This window comes from Spirosoma taeanense (assembly GCF_013127955.1).
GTDB lineage: Bacteria > Bacteroidota > Bacteroidia > Cytophagales > Spirosomataceae > Spirosoma > Spirosoma taeanense.
The window spans coordinates 4,241,879-4,257,491 of record NZ_CP053435.1 but is presented as its reverse complement, the minus strand read 5'-3'; the positions used below and the strand labels follow the sequence as shown (position 1 = coordinate 4,257,491).

Annotated in this window: 14 protein-coding genes and 1 tRNA gene; 5 read left to right on the top strand and 10 right to left on the bottom strand. The window is 52.5% G+C overall.

The window, feature by feature from the left end; genetic code table 11:
- Positions 1-96: 96 nt before the first annotated feature.
- Positions 97-169 (bottom strand) — tRNA-Thr (locus HNV11_RS17840).
- A gap of 84 nt (positions 170-253) precedes the next feature.
- On the opposite strand from HNV11_RS17840, the gene HNV11_RS17835 reads away from it, so the two are divergent.
- Positions 254-2,206: an ABC-F family ATP-binding cassette domain-containing protein gene (locus HNV11_RS17835; protein ID WP_171740951.1), complete on the top strand. Its 1,953-nt coding sequence runs from the start codon at positions 254-256 to the stop codon at positions 2,204-2,206.
- A gap of 94 nt (positions 2,207-2,300) precedes the next feature.
- Here HNV11_RS17835 and HNV11_RS17830 read toward each other — a convergent pair whose 3' ends face one another.
- The gene (locus HNV11_RS17830; protein WP_171740950.1) at positions 2,301-3,206 is read right to left on the bottom strand and encodes a bestrophin family protein; all 906 of its coding nucleotides are present in this window, start codon (positions 3,204-3,206) and stop codon (positions 2,301-2,303) included.
- 102 nt (positions 3,207-3,308) lie between these two features.
- Here HNV11_RS17830 and HNV11_RS17825 point away from each other — a divergent pair, with 102 nt between their 5' ends.
- The gene (locus tag HNV11_RS17825) at positions 3,309-4,607 is read left to right on the top strand and encodes a type IX secretion system plug protein (protein ID WP_171740949.1); all 1,299 of its coding nucleotides are present in this window, start codon (positions 3,309-3,311) and stop codon (positions 4,605-4,607) included.
- Between the two features lie 95 nt (positions 4,608-4,702).
- Here the strand turns inward: HNV11_RS17825 and ychF are convergent, their stop codons facing one another.
- A complete protein-coding gene (gene ychF / locus HNV11_RS17820; RefSeq protein ID WP_171740948.1) occupies positions 4,703-5,803 on the bottom strand; it encodes a redox-regulated ATPase YchF in 1,101 nt (366 codons plus the stop codon).
- A 209-nt stretch (positions 5,804-6,012) separates the two neighbouring features.
- On the bottom strand, positions 6,013-6,339 hold the full coding sequence (locus tag HNV11_RS17815) for a DUF3276 family protein (RefSeq protein ID WP_171740947.1): 327 nt from the start codon (positions 6,337-6,339) through the stop codon (positions 6,013-6,015).
- A gap of 271 nt (positions 6,340-6,610) precedes the next feature.
- Between HNV11_RS17815 and HNV11_RS17810 the strand changes: the two genes are divergently transcribed.
- Positions 6,611-7,051: a septal ring lytic transglycosylase RlpA family protein gene (locus tag HNV11_RS17810; protein ID WP_171740946.1), complete on the top strand. Its 441-nt coding sequence runs from the start codon at positions 6,611-6,613 to the stop codon at positions 7,049-7,051.
- A gap of 121 nt (positions 7,052-7,172) precedes the next feature.
- Positions 7,173-8,084 (top strand): DUF58 domain-containing protein, encoded by a 912-nt coding sequence (locus tag HNV11_RS17805; RefSeq protein ID WP_171740945.1) that lies wholly within the window; start codon positions 7,173-7,175, stop codon positions 8,082-8,084.
- Between the two features lie 27 nt (positions 8,085-8,111).
- On the opposite strand, the gene HNV11_RS17800 is transcribed toward HNV11_RS17805, so the two are convergent.
- Both HNV11_RS17800 and HNV11_RS17795 read right to left on the bottom strand, forming a co-directional pair.
- Positions 8,112-8,771: a DUF6766 family protein gene (locus tag HNV11_RS17800; RefSeq protein WP_171740944.1), complete on the bottom strand. Its 660-nt coding sequence runs from the start codon at positions 8,769-8,771 to the stop codon at positions 8,112-8,114.
- A 250-nt stretch (positions 8,772-9,021) separates the two neighbouring features.
- Positions 9,022-10,503: a thioredoxin-like domain-containing protein gene (locus tag HNV11_RS17795; RefSeq protein WP_171740943.1), complete on the bottom strand. Its 1,482-nt coding sequence runs from the start codon at positions 10,501-10,503 to the stop codon at positions 9,022-9,024.
- A gap of 97 nt (positions 10,504-10,600) precedes the next feature.
- Between HNV11_RS17795 and HNV11_RS17790 the strand changes: the two genes are divergently transcribed.
- Positions 10,601-11,380, top strand: a complete 780-nt coding sequence (locus tag HNV11_RS17790; protein ID WP_171740942.1) for a YdcF family protein — start codon at positions 10,601-10,603, stop codon at positions 11,378-11,380.
- 44 nt (positions 11,381-11,424) lie between these two features.
- Here the strand turns inward: HNV11_RS17790 and pfkA are convergent, their stop codons facing one another.
- The 4 genes from pfkA to HNV11_RS17770 form a co-directional block, all read right to left on the bottom strand.
- Positions 11,425-12,399, bottom strand: a complete 975-nt coding sequence (gene pfkA, locus HNV11_RS17785) for a 6-phosphofructokinase (RefSeq protein WP_171740941.1) — start codon at positions 12,397-12,399, stop codon at positions 11,425-11,427.
- 172 nt (positions 12,400-12,571) lie between these two features.
- A complete protein-coding gene (locus HNV11_RS17780; protein WP_171740940.1) occupies positions 12,572-13,366 on the bottom strand; it encodes a glycosyltransferase family 2 protein in 795 nt (264 codons plus the stop codon).
- Between the two features lie 49 nt (positions 13,367-13,415).
- Positions 13,416-14,717, bottom strand: a complete 1,302-nt coding sequence (locus tag HNV11_RS17775) for a glycosyltransferase family 4 protein (RefSeq protein WP_171740939.1) — start codon at positions 14,715-14,717, stop codon at positions 13,416-13,418.
- 87 nt (positions 14,718-14,804) lie between these two features.
- Positions 14,805-15,611, bottom strand: coding sequence for an FkbM family methyltransferase (locus HNV11_RS17770; RefSeq protein WP_171740938.1), 807 nt, complete (start codon positions 15,609-15,611; stop codon positions 14,805-14,807).
- Positions 15,612-15,613: the final 2 nt, after the last annotated feature.

The window sequence follows — 15,613 nt, the reverse complement described above, 5'->3', positions numbered from 1 at the left end:
CCGTTTACGTCTTATACCCTGTTCTGTGAGTAGCGTTGCTATCCGTAGAGAATAGCCAATAATAAAAATCCCCACTCAATTGAGTGGGGATGAATGAGCCTCCTACGGGATTCGAACCTGCGACCTACGCATTACGAATGCGTCGCTCTACCAGCTGAGCTAAGGAGGCTTTTGCTGTGTTTGCGGGTGCAAATATACGCGGTCGGAATTTAATAACGCAAGTATCCGTTCTATTTTTGGTAAATTTGCGTCCATGATTTCCATCACGAACCTCTCGTATTATCTCGGCAGCCGCGCCCTCTATGAAAACGCTTCGCTGCACATTAAGCCTAACCAGAAAATCGGTCTCATTGGTCTAAATGGCACCGGCAAGTCCACGCTGCTGCGCATCATCAATGGCGAATACCAGCCCGATGGCGGGACCATTTCCAAAGCAGGCGATGTGACGCTGGGCTTCCTAAACCAGGATCTGCTGAGTTACCAGACTGACGATTCCATCCTGTCGGTTGCGATGCAGGCGTTTGAACGGCAGAATAAATTGCAGACCCAGATCGATGAGGTACTCCACGAAATGGAGACCAACTACCGCGACGAACTGGTCGATAAGCTGGGGAAATTGCAGGAAGAGTTTGAAGCCCTGGACGGGTATACGGTACAGTCGCGGGCAGAAGAAATAATGGAAGGGCTGGGCTTCTCAACCGATGATCTGCAAAAGCCGCTCCGGCAGTTTTCGGGGGGCTGGCGGATGCGCGTTATGCTCGCTAAGCTGCTCTTGCAGAAGCCCTCTCTGCTGATGCTCGATGAGCCAACCAACCACCTTGACCTTCCGTCGATTCAGTGGGTTGAAAAATATATTCAGACGTATGAAGGAGCCGTTATCGTTGTCTCGCACGACCGGGAGTTCCTGGATAACGTCATTGACGTAACGGTGGAGGTCGCTAATGCCAAGTTGAATTATTACGCGGGCAACTACTCGTTCTACCTGGAAGAGAAAGCTCTACGTAACGAAATTCAGAAAGGCGCCTACGAAAACCAGCAGGCTAAAATCCGGCAGACCGAGCGCTTCATCGAACGGTTCAAAGCCCAGGCGACCAAAGCCAAGCAGGCGCAGAGCCGGGTAAAACAACTGGCCCGCATGGATCGCATTGATGACGTAATTGACGAGTCGGCGCGGGTGAACTTCAAATTCCAGTTCTCTACCCAGCCCGGTCGGCATATCCTGCATCTGGATGATATTACGAAAGCGTACGGTCCGAAGCGGATTCTGACCCGTGCCGATATCCGGCTCGAACGGGGCGATAAAGTTGCCTTGATTGGTGCCAACGGTCGCGGTAAATCGACGCTGCTGCGCATCATTTCAGGTTCGGAACCGGTCAATGAAGGACGTCGGCAGTTGGGTCATAATGTTTCGTTCAGCTTCTACGCCCAGCACCAGCTGGAGTCGCTGAGCGTAGAGGATACGTTGCTGGACGAATTGAAACATGCTAACCCAACCAAGACTGAAGGCGAACTGCGGGGGGTTCTGGGCTGCTTTCTGTTCTCCAATGATGAGGTCTTCAAGAAAATTAAGGTTTTGTCCGGGGGCGAAAAGTCGCGGGTAGCGCTGGCAAAGGTGTTGTTGTCACAAGCCAATTTCCTGCTGCTTGACGAGCCGACCAACCACCTGGATATGCAGTCGGTCAACATCCTGATCCAGGCGCTGGAACAGTATGAAGGCACGTACGTGGTGGTTTCTCACGACCGCTACTTCGTGTCGCAGATTGCCAACAAGATCTGGTATATCGAAGACGAGCAGATTAAAGAATACCCCGGTACCTACGATGAGTATGAGTGGTGGATGGAAGAGCGGAAAGCGGAGGGGACAGGCCCTGCGACGCAGAGCAATGAACAACTGCGGGAGACGCCCAAACCCCAGGCCCCCGGCCCTAAGCCCCAATCAACCGATGAGGAGCGGAAAGAATGGCAGCGAACTCTGAAGAAACTAACCCAGCAGGCGGAAGAATCCGAAACGAAGATTGGTCAGCTTGAAGAACGGAAAAAACGGCTTGAGGCCGAACTGGCCGATCCGGCTACCTACGGTGATGATAAACTGATGCAGGCCAAAAACGATGAATACCGTCGCGTAATGGTCCAGATCGATCAGCTTCAAAATGAATGGGAGACCGCCATGCTGGAAGTTGAAGAGTGGGAGAAGAAACTGAATTGACAGGTATTGAGATATTATTGAAAAGCCGGGCGTATTTACTGCGCCCGGCTTTCTTATGGATGGGCAGACTTGGCCTGGTTGCTTTGCCCGGCGTCTATAGAGACTGTTCCGCTACGACCGACGGTTTAAACGTTTGCGAAACGGTTGTTCGGATGCCTTTACAGATTGAATCGATGGGCAGGTCGTTGGCATCCTCGCCGAAGGGGTTCTCAATTTCTTCGGCAATGATTTCTAGACTGGCCAGCACGTAAAAGACGAATACAACGAATGGAATGACGAGATAGTGCAGGTTCGAGACGTAGCCGAGCGGTAACGTCAGGCAGTAGATGAAAATAAACTTTTTAATGAACGAGCTATACGAATAGGGGATAGGGGTGTTCCGGATGCGCTCGCAGGCTCCGCAGATGTCCATCAGGGATTGCACCTCCGGGTTAACCACTAACACGTGTTCGGGTAGGAATAGGCCCTGGCGCTGGGCTTCGTTGATCCTGCCGAAAATAGCCATGGCAATCTGCTGTGGTACGTGTTCATTGGGCTGCAGGTGCGCCAGAACAAACGAGGGCGTCGGCTGAAACTCGTCCTCAATGGGCAGGTGTCGCAGATGATTTTTTAGGGCGAAGGCAAAGTTGGGAATCATAGCCTGAAAGAACAGCCGGGCCTCGGTTTGATCCGGGCCGAGCAACTGATGCAGTTTCAGAGACAGGTTCCGGCTGTTGTTGACCAAAGCGCCCCAGAGCTTTCGACCTTCCCACCAGCGGTCATAGGCGGTGTTTGTACGGAACACCAGCAGCATGGAAATAACAAAACTAAGCAGTGTATGCAGGATAGACAGGTTCTTCAGGTGGAGGTTATCACTGAAGCCGACGATTTCAATTAAATGGACAACAACGAACGAATAAATTCCAACGCCGATTAGCGCGGGCAGGAGTTTACGGACGGTATCGGCCCGGTTAAACGCAAGAATAAATTGAAGCCATTCTTTAGGATTGTAGTCTACCATACGATTATTCAGCTCTGACGTAACGCAATCTTACTGATTTTGCACAACTATAGCGACGTCCGGGCGTTTACTTACCACTTCTCTGACCGAAATTAACGCTGAATGATTACGTTTCGCCAACTGATTGCTTTTTTCGTAACGGTCCTGATAACAATTACTGGGTTTGCCCAGCCGCTTCAGACAATTGATCGAATTTATGACCCGCGGATTCAGACGGTGCTGTTGTTTCCGGTGGTGGGGGGCAATCCAAACGATCCGGCCCTGACGCTGAACCCACCCGTTATTGCCCTCGATGAACAGGTACCGCTTCAACTGGAGTTCGACGATCTGACGGCCAACTACCGGTCGTTCCGCGCCCGGCTCATTCATTGCAATGCCGACTGGCAGCGTTCGGTGCTCAATGACATTGAGTTTACGTACGAGTACAACGACAATCCTATCACAGACTATCAGACGTCTATCAATACCAAGATTCCGTATTACCACTACCGCTTCACCATTCCGCGGGTGAAACTGCCCGGCAATTACTTACTGGTGGTGTATGACGAGCGAAACCGCGACAATATTCTCTTTACGCGCCGGTTCAGCACTTACCAGAACCGCATCAACGTGAACGCAGCTGCGCGCTTTTCAACCGATCCGTCGCGGCAGTTCAGCGATCAGCAGATTGATCTGGCGATTGATTATAAAGGCTATCAGGTTATTTCGCCCCAGGACGATTTCCGGGTGGTTATTCGCCAGAATTATCGCGACGACCGGACCATCCGGGGCCTACGTCCAACCAACGTTCGGGCGTTCGATCAGGTGCTGGAGTTTCGCCTGGTGGATCTGAGCAACACCCTGCCGGGCGGCAACGAGTTCCGGTTTTTCGATACGCGAACGATGCTGTCCCGCGCTAACTACATCGATCGTATCGACCGGCCCGCCGATCGGAACATTGCCTACGTGCAGGTCGGTCAGCCCCGCAGTCGGGGTGCTTACATCCAGAGCGATGATTTCAACGGGATGTTTGTGATTGACCACCGGGAAACGGGCAATGGCGCAACGAACGGCGATTACGTAGAAATGATTTTTACGCTGCGCACGCCGAACGTATCGGGCGCAGACGTTTACGTCAACGGTGCGTTTAACTTCTGGCGGCTCGACGACCGGAACCGCATGACGTTCGATCCGGCGCTGGGGGCTTATCAGGCGTCGATTCTGCTCAAACAGGGCGTATACAATTACGATTACGCCGTCCTGACAACTGGCGCGCAGCCCAAAGTCGATGAGGCTTATATTGAAGGTAGCTACTCAGCCACCGAGAATGATTACGAAGTATTCGTGTATCACCGCCCTCCCGCAGCCCGCGCCGACCAGTTGGTAGCCTACCGACGGCTGGGCGTGAACAAGCGTAAATAAAGCTGGTTGTTGCTAACGGTTAAAACGTAAGAAGGGCGGCTAATCCAGCATAAATGTCTGGATTAGCCGCCCCTTTGTTAATCCGGTAGCGAAGATTAGGCTCCATGTAGAAACTCCATAATATCGCCGTCCTGCACGATGTATTCCTTACCTTCAACAGCCAGTTTACCGGCTTCGCGGACGGCGGCTTCGGTCTTGAACTGCTCGAAATCGGGGAGCTTCATGACCTGCGCCCGGATAAACTTTCGCTCAAAGTCGGAGTGGATCACGCCCGCAGCCTGTGGGGCTTTCCAGCCCCGGTGAATGGTCCAGGCCCGAACCTCCTTTACGCCCGCTGTGAAATACGTAATCAATCCCAGCAGCTTGTACGACGCCTTTATGAGCTTGCTCAGACCCGATTCGGTCAGGCCGTATTCGCCCAGGAACATTTCGCGCTCTTCCGGGTCTTCCATCTCGGCGATCTGTGATTCAATGCCGGCACTGATAACGATTACTTCGGCACCTTCATCTTTCACAGCTTCCTGCAGCGCATCAGAATAAGCATTGCCATTGGGCAGCGAGCCTTCGTCTACGTTGGCGACGTAAATAACGGGTTTCACCGTCAGCAGCGAGATATCGCCAATGGCCGCTTCCCGTTCTTCGGGCGAGACCTGTACCGTCCGGGCGCTTTTGCCGGCTTCGAGTGCTGTTTTATACTGTTTCAGAATTTCCAGTTCGGCTTTCGCCTTGGCGTCACCTACGCGGGCGGCTTTGTCGATCCGCTGAATTTTTTTGTCGACCGACTCCAGATCTTTTAGTTGCAGTTCGGCATCAATAATCTCTTTGTCGGCAACGGGATTGACCTGGCCTTCTACGTGTACGATGTTTTCGTCTTCAAAGCAGCGGATGACGTGGACAATAGCATCAACCTCGCGAATATTGGCCAGGAATTTATTCCCCAGCCCCGCGCCCTGGCTGGCACCTTTTACCAGACCGGCGATGTCGACAAACTCGATGATCGTCGGAACAACTTTCTGCGGTTTCACCAGCCCTTCGAGCGTGTTCAAACGTTCGTCGGGTACCGTAACAACCCCAACGTTGGGTTCTATTGTACAGAAGGGGTAGTTGGCCGCTTCGGCCTTCCCGCTGGAAATAGCATTAAACAGCGTAGACTTACCTACATTCGGCAAGCCTACGATTCCACATTGTAAGCCCATAAGTGATTGAGTGAAAGAGCGAATGAGGGAATTCGCCAGCGCAGGCTGCTCTCCCGATCATGCATTGCTCATTCACTAATTAGTTTTCCACAAATTTACAACAAAAAAAGCCTTCGGCATGAACCGAGGGCTAACTGAGTTTTGGCCAGTCTGGGCCGGGCGTTGATCGGTAAACTAAGAGAGTAAATGGTGTGTCATTCCGGAATTGGTTAGTCCCATTTTAATTCACTGGCAAAATCATCCTGTTCGTCGCGTTCGCGCTGAGCAAACTGACTGAAGTCCACGTCGGGCATTAACTCGGTTTTCACGTGGCCAACTGTTTCCTGCAGGGCCTCAATAAACTTGTCAAAGTCTTCTTTGTAGAGAAACATCTTGTGTTTTTCATACACGAACCCTTCGCCCTGGGGGTGCCGACGGCTTTCGGTTATGGTCAGATAATAGTCGTTGGTGCGGGTCGATTTGACGTCAAAAAAATACGTCCGTTTACCCGCCCGAACCCGCTTCGAGTAGATTTTCTCCCGTTCTCTTTCGTCCACAATCAGTGAGGTTTAGTGCCTTCGTTTTTGCTAAAGTACGGTCAATTGAATCAGAACAAAAACAAATCGACAACTATATTTCGTGGTGAAATAACCCCAAAAAATACTAGAGTTGTGGAGACCATTCCACAGTTTTTTTGCTAATCGCTTGGTAGTAAGGTCTCTGTGTACTATCTTTGTTAAATAGGAATTGCACTTTTTGGGGATGGAGCCCTGGCGTTAGGTCCTGGTTTTTGCTCCGTCTAATCTTCTAAACGTAACCAAAAGCTGTATGAGTTTAATCATGTCCCTTATGTTGTTTTTTGGCAACATGAAACCGACGGAGGCTCTTCCGAGCCTCATACAGAAAGGCAAAGCGTCTTTTTACTCCAAGAAGTTCAATGGTCGCAAGACGGCATACGGTGAACGCGTTTCGTCAGAATCGCTCGAAGGTGCTCATCGTTCCCTGCCGTTGAATACGTTGGTCGAGGTCACGAACTTAGACAACCAACGCTCGGTAATTGTACGAATCAATGATCGGGGACCTTTTTCCAAAGGCCGTGTGATTGACCTCACGCACGCTGCCGCCCGTGCCCTGGGCATGGTTTCCAAAGGCGTCGCGAATGTGTCGCTGCGGGTTGTCGGCAAGGGCCGTTTTGCAGCCCTCGCGTCTGCATCGCCCGTGTTCACTACACCGGATTCATACCAGCCGCTGCTGGAGCCGATGTTCTAAGACCAACCGAACCGTTTGTCAGTACCCATTGCATTGTGCAATTCCTATAGGGCTGTCGGACGGTTCGGTTTTTTTATGCCCTGGCATTGGCAAAGTGGTTGGTTTTAACGAAGTTTATTCAATGAAACAACCCTTGAACCTGGGCCAGGTACGTTCCTTCGGTAACGTTGAATTTCTGGCCCGCCAGTTAGTCGAAGGTTTTATTACGGGTCTGCACAAATCGCCCTTCCACGGTTTCTCGGTGGAGTTTGCCGAGCACCGGCTCTATAATACCGGCGAAACCACGCGGCACATCGACTGGAAGGTCTTCGGAAAGACCGAAAAGCTGTTCGTTAAACGCTACGAGGAGGAAACGAACCTGCGCTGCCACCTGCTGATCGATACGTCGTCGTCCATGTATTACCCGGAGTCGAACTACGGGAAGATGACCTTCAGCGTGATGGCAGCGGCCTGTCTGGCTTATATGCTCCAGCGGCAGAAAGACGCCGTGAGCCTGACGACCTTCGCCGACACGATTGATCTGCAAACGCCCGTTAAATCGACGCCTTCGCACGTGCACAAGCTGTTTACGCAGCTGGACCAGTTGATGCAGCAACCCAAGCCCTTACGGAAGACGTCGGCGGCCGACGTAATTCATCAGGTGGCCGAGAAGATCAACAAGCGCTCGCTGGTAATTATTTTCAGCGATATGTTCGATAATACCGAAAAGGCCGATACGCTGTTTTCGGCGCTGCAGCACCTGCGGCATAATCTGCATGAAGTGCTACTCTTTCACGTTACGGACAAGAAAACTGAAGAGGATTTTGCGTTCGACGAGCGACCCTACGAGTTCATTGATCTGGAAACGGGCGAAAAGGTAAAACTTCAGCCGGGGCAGGTTCGCGAGACGTATCAGCAGGCGGTAAAGTCTTATTTCCAGGATCTGAAAATGCGCTGTGGTCAGTACAAGATCGACTTCATCGAAGCCGACATCGCTCAGGGTTTCGATCAGATTCTGACCTCGTACCTGGTGAAGCGCACCAAGATGCGGTAAGTTAGATAGCGGGTTTAACCCCCGCTGTTATTTGCCGGTCTGGTCGTGCGCTGCGTCGACGGGTTTGGATTCCGGCGAGCCTTTCTGACGCAGATAAATAGACAGCACGACGATCGATAGTACCGATAAAAACTCACTCTGCCAGTTTTGCAGCGACTGAAACCAAAATTCATTCGTACCCAGAAACTGCCATACGGAGAGCAGCTCGGGTTTACCTTTCAGAATCTGCTGGGTATTATACTCTCTGACGCCCCCGATCGCGTGCAGGCAAAACGAAAGCCCGAATAAAACGAAAAAGGCAAGACTAAGGGAGTTCTGATACAGCTTCAGGACCCAGCCACCCTGTCGAACTGGCCAGGGGGCCCCCGGCCGCGTAGGCGAAGGTTCCCGGTCGACTTCTTCGGGTTTGTCCAGACTTTTCGACTCCGAAGACCCTTTCTGATAAAGCGATACGGTCAGGATGACGTATAACCCCATCTGAAGAAACTCGCTTTCCCAGTTCTCAAAAACGGCCTCCATGCAGTGACCGCTGGTGATGTAGGCAGCAAAGCCGATGGGAGCCCTACCAAAATCGCTGAGTTCTTCATTGAAATTATACCAGCCCACAACGATCTGGCCTGCTAAGGTCAATACCGTAATCAGGGTGAAAAATAAAGAAAGGCCGTTCTCGCGTAAAAATTTTTTCATAGAAATAAGTTGCTCCTTTAAATGTGTATAGGTCAGGCATGTGCTGCCTAATAACCATACGTAGCGTGCGAATCAGCCTATACCCATCAGCCCAGCCTCTTACCGAAACCTGATTCATCAACGGTTTTTTTACGCCGTGTAAGATATAACGCTTAATCGGTAAAAAAGACAAAATGCCACCACGAGCCAGCTGAACTCATAGTAGCATTTTTAACCGAAGCGCGGCAATCGTACGCCTAGAGAAGCATTCCTATTTCTTTACACCCGTCTTTACCGATGCGGTGACCGGTTTTTTTACCGTTTCCTGCTGCCGTTTGTGAAAGAGCATGAAGTCTTCAATCTGCTCGACGGGCAGTTTGCGGGCAATGATCTTTTTGTTCTTGTCGAGCATGTAGATGGTCGGCGTGGTCCAGACGTCATACTGACGCCGGTAGTCGGTGCGGTAAGAATAATCGTAACCGTTGATTGCCTTGCCGAGCTTAAACTCGCGGATAAATTTCTTCCATTCTTCGGGCGTCTGGTCGATGGCGATGGCTACCACCTCAACACCTTTACCTTTATACGTATCTACAAACTTCTGCAGTTTGGGCGCACTCTCGCGGCAATGGCCGCAGTGCGGATCGTAGAAGTAAACGACCGTATAATCGGCCTTGATGTTCTGGAAGGGAATCGCCCGACGAAGCGTATCGCTGACGGCCGGTGTTGGCAGAACCTTACCGACCAGGGTCGGCTTAAGCGATTTCACCCGTTCGCCGATGTTCCGGATTGTCGACGAGTCCGAAACGGGCATAATCCCGGTGGCGTAATATTTTTCGAACATATGGACAAACAGCCCGTCGGTACCCATGACCTTGGGTTGCTCATACTGGCTGGTCGTGTACCAGATTATGTACGAGAGAATTTCCTTGCTTTTACCCGCCTGGGCTTTGCGAACCATGAAGTCGGCTTCCTTAATGAGCGAGTCGGGCGATTGCACAGTCAGTTCCTTTAGATACCGGTCGATCTTACGCTGGAGTATCGGCGTCCGGACGAACCGCTCATCGGCAAAATCGAAGTCGTCCCAGAAGTGGCTTTTGAAGTAATTGAACACCCAGGCCGAGTCAGGGCGACCGTTCGCTACTTTCGGAGCTGGTGGAACTTCCGGCTCAGCGGAAGCTTTCAGAATTTTCACGGCAAAGGTTCCCTGGTTATCGTTCAGAAACTGGTTGCGGTACGTCTGTGCCTGCTTCTGCAGCTCTCCCATTTTCTGGCTGACCACCGCAGCCGTCGTTGCGTCGTTACGCGTTTTCTTTTCCAGATTCAGCGCCTGCGCTTCGTCATACAGCTTGCTCAACTGCTGCTGATACCCGTAGAACAGCTCATTTTCCTTCGAGCCGGTCACCTTCATGTTTTTGATGACGTTGGCCGTATCGGTTTCGAACGAAAAGTTCTGATCGTCAGTCATCAGAAACTCAATGTAACGATTCTTGGGCGTAACGGCAATATACAGGCCTTCGGGCAGGTGTGACGGCCCTTCGAACACCAGATTGCCGCTGCCGTCTACCCGGGCGGTATCCTTGGGGATGTACTGACCAGCGCCGAAATAATGCGCCAGTACGCAGGTCGTGTCCCGGATGCCCTGCACACGGCCCGTTATTTTAAAACCGCTGGCTGTCGGTGTAGGGGAGGGTTGTGCTCCAAGAAATGAGGTCAGCAGCAGACCAAAGAGAGCAGTCAGGAGAAGGTTCTTCATACAGGCGGGTGCGTATCTTCGCAACTCAAAGAGACAAATTTAACGATTTAGGCCAATCTATCCGTCTCTAAAACGCCTGCTATAGCGCCCGTAGTCTATGTTCTATTTCTTTTCTAAGACCTTAAATTACCTGCTCACGCCGGCGGGTTGGCTGCTGGCCGTCTTGCTGCTGGCTTTTTTTACGAAGAAGCCCCAGCGACGTCGGCAACTCGTCGGCGCAGCGCTGCTCGTTTTCTGGGTGTTTGGGAATTCGTTTCTGATGAACGAACTGGCGCTATTCTGGGAGTATGCGCCTGCTCCTGTGCCCGCCCGTTCGCCAAATTCGGTTGCCGTAGTGCTGACCGGTGGCATGATGAGCGTTTCGAAACAGGTGCCCGACAACCGGTTTCTGCTCGATGCCGAAGCCGACCGGGCGGGGCAGGCGCTGTACCTGTACAAGCAGGGGGCCGTTGAGAAAATCCTGATCAGCGGAGGGTATGGCAATCTGCCGTTCCAGTTCAGAACCGTCAGCGACGAAGGGCAGATGACGGCCCGGTTTCTGCTGGCAGCGGGTGTTCGCCCGGAAGATATTATCCTGGAAAACAAATCGCGGAACACCCGCGAGAATGCCCTCTTTACGGCCAGAATGTTACGAGAACGGCTGCATACGAACCGCTGCGTGCTGATTACGTCGGCCTGGCATCTGCGCCGGGCCGATGCCTGTTTTCAGAAAGCTGGCGTTACCGTAACGCCTTTTCCGGGGAGTTTTATGAGCACCCGCCGGTCGTTTGGACCGGGGGAGTGGCTGTTACCCCAGGAGGAAGCCTTTGCCGACGCGTATTATCTCGTCAAGGAGATTGTTGGCTATGCGGTCTACAAAGTAGTAGGGTACTGCTGATTATCTGCCTGTAACGCACAGGCAGATAATCAGATAACTGCTCACTAGACCGAAAGAATTTTTACCATCCGGAGCAGGTCCTCACTGATGGGTTTGGGCAGCCGGATGGTATCGCGGAATGGCGTATAGACAAGCTCATTGTTCACGATACCCGCCATAACGTTTTTCTCGCCATTCATCAGACCTTCGAGCGCACCAAGACCTAAGCGGCTGGCCAGAATCCGGTCGTAGGCGGTTGGAATGCCGCCCCGCTGAATATGACCCAGCGTCGTCACGCGCATGTCGACCTCCGAATGCACCTGAGCGCGAATCTTTTCTGAGATCTCTGTAGCGTTACCTTCTTCTTCACCTTCGGCAATAACAATGATCGACGATGATTTTTGCCGGCTCCAACCTGATTTCAGGGTTTCGATCACTTCTGAGATGGGAGTCAGCACCTCTGGCACCATCACCAGTTCGGCCCCGCCCGCAATACCCGACTGAATAGCGATATAGCCCGAGTCGCGGCCCATTACTTCAATGAAGAAAATGCGGTCGTGTGAGTCGGCGGTGTCGCGAATTTTGTCGATGGCTTCAAGGGCGGTGTTTACGGCCGTGTCGAAGCCGATTGTGTGATCGGTACCATACAGGTCGTTGTCAATTGTACCGGGCGCGCCAACCGTCGGAATGCCGTATTCGTCGTAGAACAGTGTTGCGCCCGTAAACGTACCATTACCCCCGATGGCTACCAGACCTTCGATACCGAATTTCAGGAGTTGTTCGTGGGCTTTAGCGCGACCTTCGGGCGTCATGAACTCTTTGCTGCGAGCCGATTTCAGGATGGTCCCACCGCGCTGAACAATATTGCTCACCGAGTGAGAAGACATCTGAAAAATGTCGCCGTTTATCATTCCGCTGTACCCCCGGCGGATGCCGAATACTTCGATGCCGTGATAGACCGCCCCCCGGACCACCGCCCGTATACAGGCGTTCATACCCGGTGCATCGCCACCCGAGGTAAAAACAGCAATTCGTTTCATTGGTTAAGTCAATTTTTTACGAGAAAAGGACAAAAAAGGTCTGATTTTCCAGATAAAACCCCGCAAATTTATCCGCATTTCGGAATCTTAGGGCATCAATTTGGCAATTATCCCGATTGATTCATGCAAATTTCATAAAAGTGGATGGATTCCATTTAATAGACTAATCTGGTTATTGACCAGGTAGAGAGCTATTCGCCCGGATTTTATCGGCGCTTTTTCGGAATTGCCCCGCCCGCCAGAGTATCCGGGCATGGTTCAGTAACGTTGGAAATAAGCCAAAGTGGGTAACCAGAATCCTGAATCGGTCGGTTAGCGACCGGCGATGCTGCTGCACGGAGAGGCCGCCGATCAGGTATTTACAGAGGACGAACGGCAAAAACTCAACGGTTGCGGCAGCTTTCAGACAGCGGATTTCCCAGTCCAGATCAGCGCTGAGGTTATTCAGGACGTAATCCGGAGCGATGGCTCGTTTGGCGATAAAGGCCTGATGACAGACTTTCATGCCCAGCGCCATATCCTGCCAGCTTAGGTTGGCGGGAAGCCTATGAGGGGTTACCTGACTACGTAAACCAACCGGAATGCCTAATTGCTGGCCCTCGTCGCGCACAAAGAGCGCATCGCTGTAATACACATCGGCTTGTGACCGCTGGATTCGTTCGAGCAATCTGGGCAACGTCTGCGGGTCATGCAGTTCGTCGCCCGCGTTCATGAACCAGACGTACTGCCCCTGCGCGTGGTGCAGGCCTTTGTTCATGGCGTCGTAAAGTCCCCGGTCTGGCTCCGAGATCCAGTGCGTAATGTGCTTTTCGTAGCGATTAATAATCGTGAGTGTGTTGTCTGTTGAGCCGCCGTCGATGACGATATACTCATAATCCGTTGCTGGCTGCGCCACAATGCTTTCAATGGTACGTTCTAGAAACCGTTCCGCGTTGTAGGTGATTGTAATGATGGATACGGTTGGCATAGTCAATGAGCGAATTGATGAACGAGTCAATTGGGACGTAATAAACCCTTCACCCGTTCAGTAATGCACGATATAAGTCAAGATACTGTACGGTGACCACTTCTTCCGAAAAACGGAGCTCGGCCGATTGGCGGGCGTTCTGACGTAACGTTCCCGGTGAGGGATGCGTCAGAACGTAATCCAGACCAGCGGCCAGTTCCTCCGCGGAGCCGACAGCCGCCAGAAATCCATTTTGCTGATGTTCGATCAGTTCCGGAATACCGCCCGTTCGGAAGCCAACGACGGGCGTTCCGCAGGCCAGCGACTCAACGATGGTGTTGGGCAGATTGTCTTCCAGCGAAGGCACCACCAGAGCATCGGCTGCGTTATAAGCGGCCACAATATCGGCTTCGTCGCTGAGCTGGCCCAGATGCCGCACCGGGTAGGGAAGTTCGTTAAACAGGTACGAACGACCTTTACCGAACACCAGAACCTCAGCGGTGAGGTCAGGCTGTTGCTGATGGAGTTGCTGCAGCGCTTCGGCAAAGTACCGAAAGCCTTTCCGGGGGTCCGTTACGTTGGCGCTGCCGAACAGAATCCGGAACGGCCGGACGGCGGTTCCAGTCGGTAAATCAAAACGCGCGCTGGCCTGTTCCCGGTCAATGGGCTGGAAAAGGTTCTGATCGAGCGTATTGGGAATGGTGCTGAACGGAAACTCCCGCAGTAGCGCACTCCGCTGGCCTTCGTCGCTCAGCCATTGGCTTGGCGAAACGAAATGCACTGGCGCGTTGGCGAACATCCGCTTCTTGCGCTCGAAGATGCGGTACGACAGATCCTGTTCGCCCGGTTTTTTCAGGTACGGACACTGGCGGCAGTGACTCCGGAAATGGTCGCAGCCGTGGGAGTAGTGACAGCCACCCGTAAAGGCCCACTGGTCGTGGAGCGTCCACACGACGGGTTTGCCGAGAGCAAATAAAGCTTGCAGGCCATCGAGCGCCAGGAATCCCTGGTTGATCCAGTGCAGGTGTAGAATATCAGTCTGCTGAATGATCGGGTGGAAATTCAGGTTGGTGCCAAAGGTAGCCGGGGAAAACTGAAACCGGACAGACGGATCGCGCTCAAACGGGAGAAAAGAAAGCCGCTCGGCCACGAAGCGCCCGAAAGCGGTTTGCTCAGCCAGAAAATTATTCGCCAGATACGTCACCGATTCCTCCGGCTGGTGTTTTTCCTGCCGCGCGGCCGTGCCCACCAGCAGAATACTCTCCACAGAATCGGCAAAATGCCCCTGCCGATTCAAAGCGCGGTGGAGCCGGGTAGCCGCTACGGCCGCCCCGCCAGCAAGATGGTAAGTGCTCAGGTGGGTAACTCTCACCGACTAACGCGTTAGTTAATTACGATATAAACTTGGGCTGAACGTACCATAATAATACCGTTCCGTGTGCCCTGAAGCCACTTCCTGTTAAGGCCGATACGCAAAGATATTCAATTGCAGGTCCATGCTATCGTTGTTGCGGTAGCGATGGTTGATCAGCGGTGCATGGCGATACTGGGTAGTATTGATGTAATACCGAAAGCCGCTTTCTTCCAGCACCTGTACGACCTCGGCCAGTGTTTGCGGATGCCCGAGGTAGGCGTGAAACTCAACGAACATATTCTGCACATGTGCCAGCGCGTCGCGGCAGTCGGTCAGCACCGCCGTTTCGGCCCCTTCGATGTCGATCTTGAGCATGTCGATGCGGGTTTCGCGTAGCAGGTAGTCGCGCAGCCGAACGGAAGGAACGAGCTTGCGGTCGGTCTGCGAAAAGATAGAGGCTGAGTCGGCCTGGTCGCTACCAAACCAGATGCCTTCTTCGTTGATCCAGACGGCCTTAGTTACTATCTCTACGCCTTCAATCTGGTTCTGGCGCAGGTTGTTCTGCAGCACAGCGCTGATGTGCTCATCAGCTTCAAAGGCCACGATTCGGGCGTTTGGAAAGGTCTGCCGGAAATAAAGGACACTGGTGCCAATGTTGGTGCCGCAGTCGAAAATAACGGGTGTCTGACTGGACGTAGAAAAGCGATAAAACTCATCCACGAAGATCTCTCGATACTGCCAGAGAAAGGATAAGGCATCGGGTACCCGGAACTGATACCGGCCGAACTGAACGTCAACGGTTTTGTTGCGCGGCTGTTCGCCGTAGCGTAGCGTCATCCCTAACAACCGACGACCTTCGGCCGAGCGCAGCAACCGGGCTGCATCCGTAAATAAAAAGCGAAAAAACCACATAT

Coding starts and splice junctions, on each gene's coding strand:
- HNV11_RS17825 (WP_171740949.1), top strand. CDS start 3,309: ATGATTACGTTTCGCCAACTGATTGCTTTTTTCGTAACGGTCCTGATA.
- HNV11_RS17830 (WP_171740950.1), bottom strand. CDS start 3,206: ATGGTAGACTACAATCCTAAAGAATGGCTTCAATTTATTCTTGCGTTT.
- HNV11_RS17810 (WP_171740946.1), top strand. CDS start 6,611: ATGAGTTTAATCATGTCCCTTATGTTGTTTTTTGGCAACATGAAACCG.
- HNV11_RS17805 (WP_171740945.1), top strand. CDS start 7,173: ATGAAACAACCCTTGAACCTGGGCCAGGTACGTTCCTTCGGTAACGTT.
- HNV11_RS17780 (WP_171740940.1), bottom strand. CDS start 13,366: ATGCCAACCGTATCCATCATTACAATCACCTACAACGCGGAACGGTTT.
- HNV11_RS17790 (WP_171740942.1), top strand. CDS start 10,601: ATGTTCTATTTCTTTTCTAAGACCTTAAATTACCTGCTCACGCCGGCG.
- pfkA (WP_171740941.1), bottom strand. CDS start 12,399: ATGAAACGAATTGCTGTTTTTACCTCGGGTGGCGATGCACCGGGTATG.
- HNV11_RS17835 (WP_171740951.1), top strand. CDS start 254: ATGATTTCCATCACGAACCTCTCGTATTATCTCGGCAGCCGCGCCCTC.
- HNV11_RS17770 (WP_171740938.1), bottom strand. CDS start 15,611: ATGTGGTTTTTTCGCTTTTTATTTACGGATGCAGCCCGGTTGCTGCGC.
- HNV11_RS17795 (WP_171740943.1), bottom strand. CDS start 10,503: ATGAAGAACCTTCTCCTGACTGCTCTCTTTGGTCTGCTGCTGACCTCA.
- HNV11_RS17800 (WP_171740944.1), bottom strand. CDS start 8,771: ATGAAAAAATTTTTACGCGAGAACGGCCTTTCTTTATTTTTCACCCTG.
- ychF (WP_171740948.1), bottom strand. CDS start 5,803: ATGGGCTTACAATGTGGAATCGTAGGCTTGCCGAATGTAGGTAAGTCT.